At 70.5% G+C, this 13,511-nt stretch carries 14 protein-coding genes and 1 tRNA gene; 1 reads left to right on the plus strand and 14 read right to left on the minus strand.

What is annotated here, in order from left to right; translation table 11 throughout:
• Positions 1–168 precede the first annotated feature (168 nt).
• From GQR91_RS16915 to GQR91_RS16980, 14 genes are all read right to left on the minus strand, one after another.
• Positions 169–1,215 (minus strand): Glu/Leu/Phe/Val family dehydrogenase, encoded by a 1,047-nt coding sequence (locus GQR91_RS16915; protein WP_149680887.1) that lies wholly within the window; start codon positions 1,213–1,215, stop codon positions 169–171.
• Positions 1,216–1,240: 25 nt separating this feature from the next.
• Positions 1,241–1,317, minus strand: a tRNA-His gene (locus tag GQR91_RS16920).
• A 204-nt stretch (positions 1,318–1,521) separates the two neighbouring features.
• Complete coding sequence (locus tag GQR91_RS16925) at positions 1,522–2,244, minus strand: type II secretion system protein N (protein WP_149680888.1); 723 nt, start codon at positions 2,242–2,244, stop codon at positions 1,522–1,524.
• Positions 2,241–2,711 carry a type II secretion system protein GspM gene (gspM, locus tag GQR91_RS16930; protein ID WP_149680889.1) on the minus strand — a complete coding sequence of 157 codons (471 nt, stop codon included), beginning with the start codon at positions 2,709–2,711 and terminating at the stop codon, positions 2,241–2,243. The genes GQR91_RS16925 and gspM overlap by 4 nt, the downstream gene beginning before the upstream one ends.
• Positions 2,708–3,793 carry a type II secretion system protein GspL gene (gspL, locus tag GQR91_RS16935; RefSeq protein ID WP_149680890.1) on the minus strand — a complete coding sequence of 362 codons (1,086 nt, stop codon included), beginning with the start codon at positions 3,791–3,793 and terminating at the stop codon, positions 2,708–2,710. Before gspL ends, gspM begins: the two co-directional genes overlap by 4 nt.
• Complete coding sequence (gene gspK / locus GQR91_RS16940) at positions 3,790–4,779, minus strand: type II secretion system minor pseudopilin GspK (protein ID WP_149680891.1); 990 nt, start codon at positions 4,777–4,779, stop codon at positions 3,790–3,792. The genes gspL and gspK overlap by 4 nt, the downstream gene beginning before the upstream one ends.
• Positions 4,748–5,368 carry a type II secretion system minor pseudopilin GspJ gene (gene gspJ / locus GQR91_RS16945; protein ID WP_149680892.1) on the minus strand — a complete coding sequence of 207 codons (621 nt, stop codon included), beginning with the start codon at positions 5,366–5,368 and terminating at the stop codon, positions 4,748–4,750. Before gspJ ends, gspK begins: the two co-directional genes overlap by 32 nt.
• Positions 5,365–5,811, minus strand: a complete 447-nt coding sequence (gene gspI / locus GQR91_RS16950; protein WP_149680893.1) for a type II secretion system minor pseudopilin GspI — start codon at positions 5,809–5,811, stop codon at positions 5,365–5,367. Before gspI ends, gspJ begins: the two co-directional genes overlap by 4 nt.
• Positions 5,804–6,286 carry a GspH/FimT family pseudopilin gene (locus GQR91_RS16955; protein ID WP_149680894.1) on the minus strand — a complete coding sequence of 161 codons (483 nt, stop codon included), beginning with the start codon at positions 6,284–6,286 and terminating at the stop codon, positions 5,804–5,806. Before GQR91_RS16955 ends, gspI begins: the two co-directional genes overlap by 8 nt.
• Positions 6,261–6,728 (minus strand): type II secretion system major pseudopilin GspG, encoded by a 468-nt coding sequence (gspG, locus tag GQR91_RS16960; protein ID WP_149680895.1) that lies wholly within the window; start codon positions 6,726–6,728, stop codon positions 6,261–6,263. The genes GQR91_RS16955 and gspG overlap by 26 nt, the downstream gene beginning before the upstream one ends.
• A 7-nt stretch (positions 6,729–6,735) precedes the next feature.
• On the minus strand, positions 6,736–7,959 hold the full coding sequence (gspF, locus tag GQR91_RS16965; RefSeq protein WP_149680896.1) for a type II secretion system inner membrane protein GspF: 1,224 nt from the start codon (positions 7,957–7,959) through the stop codon (positions 6,736–6,738).
• Positions 7,952–9,430, minus strand: coding sequence for an ATPase, T2SS/T4P/T4SS family (locus tag GQR91_RS16970; RefSeq protein ID WP_112381097.1), 1,479 nt, complete (start codon positions 9,428–9,430; stop codon positions 7,952–7,954). Before GQR91_RS16970 ends, gspF begins: the two co-directional genes overlap by 8 nt.
• Before the next feature lie 215 nt (positions 9,431–9,645).
• Positions 9,646–11,898 (minus strand): type II secretion system secretin GspD, encoded by a 2,253-nt coding sequence (gene gspD / locus GQR91_RS16975; RefSeq protein ID WP_149680897.1) that lies wholly within the window; start codon positions 11,896–11,898, stop codon positions 9,646–9,648.
• Positions 11,895–12,713 (minus strand): type II secretion system protein N, encoded by an 819-nt coding sequence (locus tag GQR91_RS16980; RefSeq protein WP_149680898.1) that lies wholly within the window; start codon positions 12,711–12,713, stop codon positions 11,895–11,897. The genes gspD and GQR91_RS16980 overlap by 4 nt, the downstream gene beginning before the upstream one ends.
• Before the next feature lie 120 nt (positions 12,714–12,833).
• Between GQR91_RS16980 and GQR91_RS16985 the strand changes: the two genes are divergently transcribed.
• Positions 12,834–13,505, plus strand: a complete 672-nt coding sequence (locus tag GQR91_RS16985) for a prolyl hydroxylase family protein (protein WP_149680899.1) — start codon at positions 12,834–12,836, stop codon at positions 13,503–13,505.
• The last annotated feature ends 6 nt before the right edge of the window (positions 13,506–13,511 follow it).

Genomic DNA, 13,511 nt, shown 5'->3' on the forward strand with positions numbered 1-13,511 from the left:
GCGTGTATAAGGCCCTCTCCCATCCGGGGAGAGGGAGGGGACCCGCGGCTTAAGCCGTGGGGAGGGTGAGGGGTTGCCAAGCAATGCTGCGCCCGGGTCTGCCCCTCACCCTCCCACCGCTCCGCGGCGGGCCCCGCCCTCTCCCCGGAGGGGAGAGGGAAGGCGATCCTACCGCCCGATCAACCGCTGCGCGATCTCGTCGGCCACATCCGACGCCGGATGGCCGTTGGCGGCGCTCTCGCTCCACACCTGCTCCAGCCGCTCCGGGATCTTCGCGATACGCGCCATCACCTCGGCCTCGTCGCCCTGGCCCAGATATTCCAGCCCGACATTGATGATGCCGCCGGCATTGATGACGTAATCGGGTGCGTACAGGATGCCCGCCTCGTGCACGCGGCGCCCGTCGGCGCGCGTCGCCAGCTGGTTGTTCGCGCCGCCCGCGACGATCTTCGCCTTCAACTGCGGGATCGATCCCTCGTGCAGCACGGCACCCAGCGCATTGGGGCTGACGATGTCGGCGTCCTCGAACAGGATCTGCTCGGCCGCCACGACGCCCGCGCCCAGCTCACCCGCCAGCGCCTGCGCCCGGCCCTCGTTGACATCGGCCAGCGTCAGGATCGCGCCGTCCCTGGCCAGCAGCCGGGCCAGCCCGCCCCCGACCGAGCCGACGCCCTGGATCGCGACGCGCACGCCCTTCACGTCGTCGGTGCCAAGGCCGCGCTTGGCGGCGGCCTTTACGCCCAGATACACGCCGTGCGCTGTATAGGGTCCCGGATCGCCGCCCGCGGCGCCCGATGCGACCGGCAGGCCCGACACATAGCGGGTCTGGCCGGCGATCACCTTCATCCGCTCCTCGGACATGCCGACATCCTCGGCGGTGACATAGCGGCCGCCGAGCGATTCGACCGCGCGGCCAAAGGCTTCCAGTTGCGCGGTGGTGATCGTGTCGCCGGGATTCGCCGCCAGCACCACGCCCTTGCCGCCGCCCAGCGTCAGCCCGGCCATCGCGTTCTTGTAGCTCATGCCGCGCGACAGGCGCAGCGCATCGGTGATCGCGCGATCGGGCGTGGCATAGTGCCAGAAGCGTGCGCCGCCCGCGGCGGGGCCCAGATGCGTCGAATGGACCGCGATCACCGCCTGCAACCCCGATGCGGGATCGCTGAACAGATGAACGCCCTCGTGCCCGTCGAAATCAGGGAAGCCCCAGTCCGCCATGTCTTTTCCGATGCTGTGGGAAAAATGGGGCGACCGACGGGACTTGAACCCGCGACCCTCGGTACCACAAACCGATGCTCTAACCAACTGAGCTACGATCGCCACTGAAGGATTGCGCCCCTAGCGGGGGGTTACCCGCGCGTCAAGGCTCTATCCACCCACCCCCGTTCGTCTCGAGTAACCGTCGAGTAGCGGCAAAGCCGCGTACCGAGACGGTGTATCGAGAGACATGTCGCCACCTGCGGCGCTGTCTCGACAGGAACGGGTCGCCTTTAGGTCCGCGCGGTCCGGGGTATGGAGTGCCGCTCAGAATCTTCCCTGCACCGAAAGTCGGTACCCGCCCGGCCCGGGCGCGAAACCCAGCCGCCCCAATCGCTCGATCGTCGCCGCATCCCCCGCCGCCAGCGTCAGGTCCGCGGTATAGCGCCCGTCCGGCCGGATGCGCAGCGTCACCCCCTCGGTTCCCGACGTGCCCGTCAGCGGCAAGAGCAGCGCGCCTGCGTCGCACCGCGCCATGCCGGACAGCGTCGGCGGCAGCGGCAACACGCCGTCCTCCGTCGCCATCACCGCCCGCACGCGCCCGTCCGCCGATTCGCAGGTCTCGTCGCGAAAGCGCACGCTCACGCCCTCCAGGTCCAGGCTCGCCACCGGCAGCGGATTGAACACCCCCGCCACCGGCAGGCGCGCCGTCACATCGTCCAGCGCCACCAGATGCCGGCCGATCTCGGCGGCCCCCTCCAGTGGTGGCGCAAGCCCCCCCGGCCCGGAAAAGACCAGCCGCGCCCGCCCGATCAGCAGCGCGAAGGGCGACAGCCGCGCCTTCACATCGCCCAGCACCACGTCGCCGAACCGCGCCTCGCGCAGCCGTGCGTCCCAGATGCTGCCCGACACACGCCGCGCCGACAGCCCTTCCTCGCCCGCCGCCGCCGCACCCAGCACGATGCGCATCGGCAACAGCACGATCAGCGCCAGGAACAGCATCGCGCCGAACAGGACCGACGGCCGCGTCGTCAACCGAATGCGCCTCATGCCGCGCGGCTCCGCAGGACCAGCGTCACGCCCACCGTGCGGTCGCCATTGTCGGTCAACGTCGCCTGCTCCACCAATATGCCGCCGCGCTCCAGCCGGTTCAGCCAGGGGATCAGCGCCGCCGCCCGCGCCGACTGGATCTGGGCACGCACCCGGCCGGGCCCGTCCTCGTTCAGCGATTGCAGCGCGAAGCCCGCCTCGTCGGCGGCGGCGCGCACTGTGTCGGCCAGCGACCCGGTCAGCGGCGGCGGCCGGCGGATGGCGGTCAGCGCCTCGACCCGGGCCTGCGTCTCGCCCAGCCGCACTACCGCGGCGCTGTGCCGCTCGCGCGCACTCGCCAGCCCGTCGTCCACCGGCCGCACGATCCCGGCCCACAGGATCGTCACCACCATCAGCGCGGCCATCACCAGCAGCAGCCGCTTCTCGCGCAGCGACCGCCCGTCGAACCACGTCTTCAACGCGCTCATCGCACCCTCACCGTGAATTCTCCCGTGATCCGCCCGCCGGCCGCGGTGAAGGTGCCGGCCTGCACGTCAAACCCGGCCGCCTCGATCGCCCGCTTCAGGTCGGTGGCCAGCGCCTCGCGCTCAACCGCGATGCCCAGCCGCATGTCGCCCGATGGCTGGAAGTCCAGCGCGGTGATCTCGGTACCCGGCACCGCGCGCACCACCGCGAACACCGCCGCCGCGCTGCGGCTGAAGCCAAGACCAGGGCCGCGCACACCTGCCAGCCGCTCCGCCAGCTGCCGGTCGGCATCAGTCACCGTCTCGCCCCGCGGCAGCACGGTGCGGGCCAGCGCATCCGCGCGCGCCTCGGCGGCATCGGCGGCAAAGCTGTAGCGCGCGATCCGCACCAGATCGATCGCCAGCGTCAGCGCCAGTATCGCCAGCCCCATCAGCGCCAGCCGCCGGATCAACCGCCAGTCGATCGCGCGCCGCCGCCGTCGTGCGAACACCCCTTGCCGCAGGTCCAGCGGCACCGCCGCCACCGCCGCCGCCATCGCCGCGACCAGCTCGGGCTCGGGCACCGGCTCGGGCAGCGCGCCGCCAGTCACCAGCGGAGTCAGCGCCGCATCGTCGGCAAAGCCCGCATGGCGCCCGCGCACCACCGCCTGCCAGCCCACGGACCCGAGCGCATAGCCGCTGTCGGGGCGCGGCAGCAGCAGCGGCGCCGGCACCAGCGCGACCGGATCGATCCCGGCCTCCGCCAGCATCGACAGCCATCCGGCCATCGCGCCGGCATTGACCACACCGATCGCGCGACCGCCGTCCTCTGCCTCTTCCCCGCCCACCGCGACGTGCAGCTCGCTCATCGGCGCGGCGCTCGCCTCCGCCGCCATGATCCGCGCCGCCGCCGCCGCCTGGGCGCTCGACCGGGCGGGCAGCTCCGCCCAGTGCAGCGTCACCGCCTCCGCCGGCGCCACCGCGATCGCCGGCGCATCGCCCGGCGGCGGCCCGTCGCCCTCTCCCGCGACGCGGCCATCCTCCAGCCGCATCCAGCGCAGCGCGCCCCCCGGCGGCGGCAGAAACACAAGATTGGTCGCGCTCATAGATCTTCCCCCCATTGCCGATGGGTCAGGCGGACGGGAAGCGTGCGGGCATCGACCAGCCCGCGTTCCTCGATCTGCGTCGTCCCCAGCGTCACGTCGATGCGCAGGGCGAACCACTGCGTCTTCACCCCCGGTTGGCTCGTCGGCTCACCACCCACGCCCTGCCACGCCGCGCTCGCCTCGGCAAAGCCTTGCGGTGGCCGGCGCAGCAATTGCTGCCGGATCGTCTCCGGGTTCGCCCCCGCCTGGAACAGCATCGCGAGGATCGGCGCCTGTTCGGGCAGCAGCGTGTTGACGTTGATCGCGCTCGGCTCGTTCGTCGGCAGCGTGCACAGCCAGGGGCGCAGCGTCTCGTACACCTCCGCCGTCACCCCGTTCACCGCGCGCAGCTCGCTCACGTCCGCCATCAGCGTGCCGGGCGTCCGGTACGGCGTTTCGCGCGACAGATAGAGCGGGTCCTCGCCGCCGCCGGATTGCTGGTCCTGGTCGGTGTCGATCCAGTCCGATGCCCCCGCCGCCACCTGTGCGGCCACCTGTGCCGGCACCCCGACATAGCCCATCAGCCGCATGAACTCGGCCTGGCGCTGCGGATCGCTGGCATAGACGCCCGGCGCATCGGGCAGGCTGCGCACCAGGCTGTTCAGGTTGAAGCAGTTGCCCCCGTCCGTCACCCGCGCCACCGCGCTGCCGCCGCCGGGCAGCGGCAGGCCAAACGGCCGGTCGCTCCAGTCGCCCAGCAGCGACACCCGGTCCGGGCTGCGCTGCAACAGCCCGCCGATCCGCACCAGCGCCAGCGCCTCGCCCGCTTGCGCGAACGCGCGCGCCTGCTCCACCGCCAGCGCATTGCCGCCCAGCCGTGTCGACAGGCGCAGCTTCTCCAGCGCCGTCGCGGCCAAGACCGCGATCACCGCCACCAGGATCAGCACGGTCAGCAGCGCCGCCCCGCGCTCGCCCTCACGCACCGGCCACCTGCCTTGCGGGCGCATAACCCGTCCCCACCAGGAACATCTGCCGGTAAAGGGTGCCGTCCGTCCGCTCGATCGTCACCTCGGCCGCCTGCGGCAACGCCGCCCCCTGCACCCCCTGCCACTGATCCAGCCACGCCCCCTGGAAACGGTAGCGCAGATGCAGCGCGCGCACCCGCGGCAACAGGACGGTCGGCGGCAGCGGCTGCGCCCCGTCCAGCATCGGATACGCCACCCGCTCCAGCGCATCGCCCGCCACCCGGTACGTCACCTTCTGGAGTGACGCCCGCGGCGCGGCATCCAGATTGGTCCACCCCCCGCGCACCAGCGTCATCCCCGCCGCCTCGCCGACCAGTGCCGGGCGCAGCACGCCCGCCTCGTCCCGCGCCGGCCGCGCCACCGCCTGCCCCAGATCGGCCGACAGGATCGACAAGGTCCGGTTAAGCGCGGACACATCGTCCAGCCGTCCGCCGACGCTCGCCTGCGTCCGCACGCTCAGCGCCAGGATCGCCACCGCCGCCGACGCCAGCATCGCAAAGATCAGCAGCGCGACCATCACCTCGACCAGCGTAAAGCCGGCCTCGCGCCGCGGGAGGGGCGAGACCGTCATCGCAGGCCCGGTGACCGGTTCGGCCGGTTCCGGTCGCTGCCGCCACCTGGATCGGGGTTCGGCGCGACCAGCACCGGCGGCGGCAGCGTCGCCGGCCGGATCATCGTCACCTGCCCCAGCGTGTTGCCGCCGCGGCCGAACACCGACACGTCGATGCGCACCACGCGCTGGTCGCCGGTCGGGCTCACCACCCGTGTCCAGCGGCACGCCTGCCCGCCATTGGGCTCGGCCCCGTCGCTGCGCCCCAGCGTCGGCGCCTCCGGCTCGGTCACCGCCTCGATCGCGACGTTGCGCGCTACCATCTGCGCCACCATCGTCTCGCTCAGCGTGCCCGCGCCGCGGATCGTCGCGCCCTCCAGCCGCACCAGCGCCATCGCCGCCAGGCTGAACACCGCCAGTGCGACCATGATCTCGATCAGGGTAAAGCCGCGACTGTTACCCATCGACGCGCACGCTGCCGTCCGCGCCGATCCGCACCACCGTCTCCACCCGGTCACGCGCCAGCTTCAGGTCGGCGGGGCGATCCGCCAGCCCGGTCACGTCGAACGTCACGCGCAGCCGCCCACTGGTGTCCGCGATCTCGGGCCGCGTGCCCTCCGCCCAGCGCTCGACGCGCAGCGGCTTGTCCGCCACCGGTACCCAGCCGCCCGACACCCGCCGGTCGAAGCCATAGCCGCCGCGCGTCACCCACAGGCTGACCGGCGCGGCGTTCACCACCGCGCTGTCCTGCGCCGCACGCACCCGCACCGCAAAGCGCGTCGCCTCGTCCACCAGCCGTCCGCGCCGGTCGGGCATCGCCCACACCACGGCGGCCGACGCCAACCCGATGATCGTCACCACGACCATCAGTTCGACCAGCGTGAACCCCGCCTCGCGGCGGCGCCCGGCCGTCTTACTGCCAGTTGCCGATATCGGCATTGATCCCCTCGCCGCCTTCCTTGCCGTCGGCGCCGTAGGTCCAGATATCCGCCTCGCCATGCTGGCCGGGCGAGGCGTAGAGATACGGCCGGCCCCACGGATCGTCGGGCAGCTTCTTCAGATAGCCACCCCGCTGATAACGCGAAGGATCGGAAAGCCCGGCGGGCATCGTCACCAGCGCCTGCAAGCCCTGGCTCGTCGTCGGATAGGTCAGGTTCTGCAATTTGTAGAGTTCCAGCCCGCCCTCGATCTGCGCGATATCGGCCTTGGCCTTTTCGATCCGCGCGGTGTCGCCGGAGGGCAGCACGTTCAGCGCGACGATCGTCGCCAGCAGGCCGATGATGACGATCACCACCATCAGCTCCACCAGCGTGAAGCCATCCTCATTACGACGGCGGCGCGCTTTAGCTAGGCGAAGCGCCTTGTTCATCTCGATACGCATGGTCACCTCATTGTCCTGCCAGCGTGTTCAGTTGCAGGATCGGCAGCAGGATGGATAGCACGATGGTGGCCACGATGCCGCCCATCACGACGATGATCGCCGGCTCCAGCAGCGACAGCGCGGTCGCGGTGAAGCGGTCGAACTCGCGTTCCAGATAGTCGGCGGCACGCTCCAGCATCTCGTCCAGCCGCCCCGCCGCTTCGCCCGACGCCGCCAGATAGGTCAGCAGCGGCGGAAACACGCTGGCGCGCCGCATCGCGGCGGACAGGCTGCCGCCGCCGCGGATCGCCTCGACGATATCGTCGGAGGCGACGCGCAACCGCCGGTTATGGATCGTGCCGGCGGTCAGCGTCAGCCCTTCGAGCAGCGGCAACCGGCTCGCCACCATCGTGCCCAGCGTCCGCGCCATCCGCGCCGCATGCAGGTCGCGCAGCAACCGCCCGAGGAGCGGCACGCGCAGCAGCCAGCTATCGAAGGACAGCCGGATGGAGGGCACCTTCAACGCCTGCCATCCGCCAAGTCCCGCCAGCACGACGAACAGCAGCATCAGCCACCACCACCCGACCAGCAGGTCCGATACGCCGATCACCATCCGCGTCAGGAAGGGCAGTTCCTGCCCCACCGTGTCGAACTGTTCCACCACCTGCGGCACGACGAACATCATCAGCGCGGTGACGACGCCCAGCGCCACCAGCGCGAGGATGGTGGGATAGGCAAGCGCGGTGATCAGCTTGCCGCGAATCTCCGCCTGCCGCTCCAGCAGTGCCGCCAGCCGCTCCAAAATCGTCGGCAGCGTGCCCGAGCTTTCGCCCGCCGCCACCATCGCGCGGTACAAGGGCGGAAAGCTCTTGGGCTCGCGCGCCATCGCATCGGCCAGCCGCCGCCCCTCGACCACGCCGGCATGCACCGCCGACACCACGCCGCGCACCTTGTCGGTCTCGGTCTGGCGCGTGATCGTGCGCAGGCTTTCCTCCAGCGGCGACACGCGGTTCAGCGTCGCCAGCTGCCGGGTGAACAGCGTCAGTTGCTTGCCCGACATGCGCGGGCGGCCCAGTTGCAGCCCGAACAGCGGCCGGGCGCCCGCCACCGGCGCGCTGCCCGGCTTGAGCGACACGACATACAGGCGCTGCCGGTCCAGCGCCGCGCGCGCTGCGTCGGCATCGGCGGCGGCGACATGCCCCCGCCGTTCCGCGCCCTTGGTGTCGATCGCGACATAGTCGAAATCAGCCATCGGTCGCATCGCGCCGCGTCACGCGGATCGCCTCTTCCGCCGTGGTCTGCCCGGCCAGCACCAGGTCGCGCGCGGAGGAGGCCAGCGTCGGCGCCTTCTGGAAGGCGTGCGCGGCGATCGCCTGCTCGTCGCCACCCTCGTTGATCAGGCGGCGGACGGTTTCGTCCACCCTGACCGCCTCGTACACGCCGATCCGGCCCTTGTAGCCGGTGCCGTTGCACTGCTCGCACCCGCGCGCGACATGGACGATCGTGTCGCCGGCAATGCCCAGCATCGGCGCCACCGTCTCGCTGGCCGGCACGCCGTGGCGGCAGACGGGGCACAGCCGCCGCACCAGCCGCTGCGCGATCACGGCGCGCAGCGTGGAGGCGAGCAGGAACGGCTCCACCTTCATGTCGCGCATCCGGGTGATCGCGCCCACCGCATCGTTGGTGTGGACGGTGGACAGCACCAGATGCCCGGTCAGCGATGCCTGCACCGCGATCTCGGCGGTTTCGCGGTCGCGGATTTCGCCGACCATCACCACGTCGGGGTCCTGACGCAGGATGGCGCGCAGGCCCGCCGCGAAGGTCAGCCCGACCTTGGCGTTGACCTGCGTCTGGCCGACGCCGTCCACCGCATATTCAACCGGGTCCTCGACCGTCAGGATGTTGCGGCTGCCATCGTTCAACAGGCGCAGGGAGGCGTAAAGCGAGGTCGTCTTGCCCGAACCCGTGGGACCCGTGACCAGCAGGATGCCGTTCGGTTCGGCCAGCGCCTCGCGCAGCAGCGCGTACATCGCCGGGCTCATCCCCAGCGCATCCAGGTCGATGCCCGCATTCTCCTTGTCCAGGATACGCAGCACCACCCGTTCGCCCGCCCGGCTGGGCAGGGTCGAGACACGCACGTCGAGCAGCTTGCCGCCCAGCGTCAGGCCCATGCGCCCGTCCTGCGGCACGCGCCGCTCGGCAATGTCCAGCCGCGCCATCACCTTGATGCGGCTGACCACCACCGGCGCGACATGCGGCGGCATGCGCAGCGTCTCGCGCAGCACGCCATCGATCCGCATCCGCACGACCAGACCCGTCTCGTACGGCTCGATATGGATGTCCGACACGCCGTTGCGCGCCGCATCGGCCAATATGCCGTTGATCAGCCGGATCGCGGGCGCATCGTCCGCGGTGTCCAGAAGGTCCTCGGCGGTCGGCAATCCTTCGGCCAGCAGGTCCAGCTCGTCGCCCATCCCCGCCGCCGCCATCGCGGTCGCCTGTCCGTCCATCGCATAGGCATCGGACAACAGCCGGTCGAACGCCGCCGGCTCGACCACCGACACCGCGAACGGCCGCCCCAGATGCCGCCGCAACTCGATCAACGCCTTGGGATCGCTGCCTTCCCGCAAGGCAACCGCCAGCGGCTCCTGCGCCGCCAGGCACGTCCCGAACTTGCGTGCAAAGGCATAAGGGATGGACAGCGGCGCAACCAGCTCCAGCACCCCGCCATCACGCCCCTCCCCCTCGTGGGTTGCCGCCCCGTCACGCCCCTCCCGCTCGCGGGAGGGCACCCCGTCACGCCCCTCCCGCTCGCGGGACGGGTTGGGGGAGGGAAGTGCGGCAGGCGCATCGGCCAAAGGCACCTGCCCTCCCCCGAGCGGAAGGGAAGAAGGTAGAGGCACCGTATCGCCGGTCCCCTCATGCCCCTTGCGGATGATCACCGCCGCCGCCGCGGAGTTTCGGGAAGCCGCTGTACCGGCACCGCGATATTGGGGTCCTCGATATTGCCGGGCATCGGCGCGCGCGGGATCGGCGGGGCGGCATTCATGTAATCGCGCACCAGTTCGTCGATCGACGGCTCCACGCCCGGCTGCGCATAGCCCTGCAACTGGCGCAGATAGCCGTAACGCTGCTCGGTCACCGCCCGCGAATCCTCGGGCGTGCGCAGGATCGTCGGGCGGATGAACACCATCAGGTTCGTCTTGGCCCGGCTGCGCGCCTTGGACCGGAACAATGCGCCCAGCCCCGGAATGTCGCCGAGCAACGGGATCTTCTCGATCGTGCGCCGCTCGTTATCGTCCAGCAGGCCGCCGATCACCGTGATCTGCCCGTCATCGGGGGTGAACACGTTCTCGAACGCGCGCTTGTTCAGGATCAGCTCCGAATTGTCGCTCGATACCGGCCCGGCGATCGAACTCACCTCCAGGCGGACATACAGCTTCAGCGACCCGCCCGCATTCACCTGCGGCTTCACGTCGAGCTGGATGCCGACATTCTGGCGCTGCACGGTGCGGAAGGCATTGTCGAAATTGTTCGACAGCGCCTGCCCCGTCGTCACCGGGATCTCCTGCCCGACCAGGCTGTGCGCCTGCTGATTGTCCAGCGTGATCAGGTGCGGGACCTGCAACAGGTTCGATGTCGTGTCGCTCTTCACCGCATTGATGATCGCGCCGAACACGGTGTCGCCGATCTGCCCGCCCCAGCCCAGCGCGCCGCCCGTCGTCCCCAGGATCGACTGCACCGCCGACTGCGTCAACTGGTCGAACGCCGGGTTGGGGGTGCGCGTCTCGGTGCGGGTGCCGTCCGAGGCGATCACCGTTGTTGTTGTACCGCCGATCTGCTGCCCCGCGACCGCGCCGGCGATCTGCAGGATGTTGGGCGCGGTGTTCGAATAGGTCGACGCGCCGAACGCCCCGCCCGACAGGCTGCCGAGCAGGAACTGCGCCCCCAGCCGCTTGACCGTCTGGTCGGACACCTCCGCGACGATCGCCTCGATCAGCACCTGCTCGCGCCGCACGTCCAGTTGCCGGATCACCTCCCCCAACTGCCGCTGCACGTCCGCCGGTCCCGCGATCACGATCGCGTTCGCACCCACGAAGCGCGTCACCACCGCGGCGGTGCGCCCGCCCTGCGTACTGATTGCCGCCTGCTGCCCCGTCTGCCCCCCGCTCCCCGGCGTGCTCGCACTCTGCGTCTGCTGCACCGGCTGCGACTGGCGCGCCGCGGTCGAATTGATCCCCGCCGCTCCCGTCGTCCCGTTGGTCTGCGAGAAGCTGCCCCGCGACAGCGTCGTCTCCTGCACCGCATCGGGCGTCTGCCCGACCAGCTGCTGCAACACCGGCAGCAACTGCTCGGCATCCGCATTGTTCAGGAACACGACGCGGATCTCGGTGCCGTTGCGCGCCTTTTCGTCCAGCTCGCGCGCCACCTGCGCCAGCCGCGCAACGCTGCTCGCGTCACCCCGCAGCGCCACCGAGTTGGAGCTGTCAATCGCCACCACCGACACGCCCCCCGCCGTGCCGCTCGCCACCGCACCCTGGTTGCCGCCGCCGCTTTGCACCGCGGCGCCGCCGCTACCGCCACCGGCCAGTGCCTGCAACGCGCTGGCGATCTCGCGCGCGCCGGCATTTTGCAGCGCGATCACCCGCGTCGAGGCATTGTCCGTGTCGATCCGGCGCACCACTTCGCGGATGCGCCGCACATTGTCGGCAAAGTCCACCACGACCAGGCTGTTGCCGCCGCGATTGGCGGTAACCGAGCCTTGCGCGCTGACCAGCGGCCGCACCGTCTCCACCGCCGCCGCCGCATCGCCCGATCGCAACCGGATGATCTCGGTGACAAAGGCGTTGCGATTGGCACCCCCCGCCCCGATCCGGCTCGGCTGCGAGGCGGCATTGTCCAGCGGCTGCACCCGGAACGCCCCACCCGAGGTCGGCACCGCGACCAGACCGTTGGAGCGCAGCGTCGACAGGAAGATCTCGAAATATTCGGACCGGGACAGCGGCCGGTCGGTCACCACCGTCACCTTGCCCTGCACCCGGCTGTCGATGATGAAGGTCCGCCCCGTCACCTTGGCGGCATCCGCGATGAACGCGCGGATATCGGCATCGCGCACGTTCAGCGTGGTTTGCGCATGCGCGCCCGCTGCCAGCGCGATGGCCAGAACCGAACCCAGAACCAGTCTCTTCATTGCCCCGCCACAATCGTGATGGCGAGCGGCAGCGTCTGATTGCCGCGCTCGACCGTGATAGGAATATTGCCGCCCTGCCCGAAATCGGCGGCGACGCGGTCGATATCGCCCGGCCCGGTCACCGGGCGCCCGCCGATCGCGGTCACCACATCGCCCTCCTGCAAGCCCGCCGCGCGGAACGCCGCGCCCGACCCTTGCGGGCGCACGACCAGCCCGGACACGCGGCCGCCGTCCAGCCGGGGAATGAACCCGATATCGCTGCGCAACTGCCCGATCCGCACCCCGGCCCCGCCGGCGGCCGGCGGCGGCGCCCCCGCCTCACCCCCCGACGCACCCGGTGCATCGGACTGGTCGAGATACAGCGTCTCCTCCGCCCCCCCGCGATCGATTACCACATGGTCGAACGCCACCGCCTTCAGCCGCACACCCGGCTGGATCTCGTCGCCGATCGCCACCGATTGCTGCACCCCGTCGGGCCCTGCCAGGATCGCGGAGCCGCGGCCCATCGCCTCGTCGATCCGCGTGCCGAACAGCGTCAGTTGCAGCGCGGTGACGGTGGCCGGCGCCTGGGTCGCCCCTTGCAGGCGGAAAAAGGGATCGAAGCCCGACAGAATGGTGGAGGGCGATCCCGGCACCACCGGCTGCGCCGGGCGCCAGTCGCCCAGCGGCGCGACCGGCGTCACCACCGCCCACACCAGCCGTGCCGCCTGAATGGCCAGCCCGGCCATCAGCAGCAGTTCGGCCACCGAATAAACATTGACGACGGGCAGGCGCCGCAACAGCCGGCGACCCCGCGCGTCGAGCTTCAAACGCATGAACCAAACACCCCAACCGCCGCACGCGCCCTAGGCATGCCATGTTACAGCTTTGCGTCAAAGCCCCGAAACACGGGCGTCACATTGGTACGGCACCGCGCCGCTGATAGGATGCCTGTCATGACGATGCCGAACCTCGATATTCCCGCGCTTGGCAGTGGCCTCGACGCCGAACCGATCGTACAGCGCCTGCTCGGTCAACCGGGCGTCCAGCGCCTGCCCAGTCCCAAGCTCACCTTGTTCGTCAAGCGCGCGGCGCTTCCCGCCGAGCTGTGCGCCACCCTGATCGCGCGCATCGATGCGGTGCGCCGCCCCTCCACCGTCTCCGATTCGAACGGCGATGCCAGTTACCGCACCAGCGAAACCGGCGATCTCGACCCCGCCGATCCTGCGGTGATCGCCACCGAGGGCATCATCGCCGCGCTGACCGGCCTGTCGCCCGAACATGGCGAGCCGATCCAGGGCCAGCGCTACGCGGTAGGTCAGGAGTTCAAGGGCCATACCGATTATTTCGAGCCGCTCGGCATCGATTACGATCGCTATTGCGGCCGCTCGGGCAATCGCACCTGGACGGTGATGATCTACCTCAACACGCCCGAGGCGGGCGGCGCGACCCGCTTCAAGTCGGTCGACAAGACGATTCAGCCCGAAACCGGCAAGCTCCTCGCCTGGAACAACCGCCGAGCGGACGGTTCGCTGAACGCCGCGACGCTGCACCAGGGCATGAAGGTGCGCGCCGGGGTGAAATACGTCATCACCAAATGGTTCAGAGAGAAGCCCTGGATTGGCTGACCACTA

Source organism: Sphingomonas carotinifaciens (assembly GCF_009789535.1).
In the GTDB taxonomy this organism is placed as follows: domain Bacteria; phylum Pseudomonadota; class Alphaproteobacteria; order Sphingomonadales; family Sphingomonadaceae; genus Sphingomonas; species Sphingomonas carotinifaciens.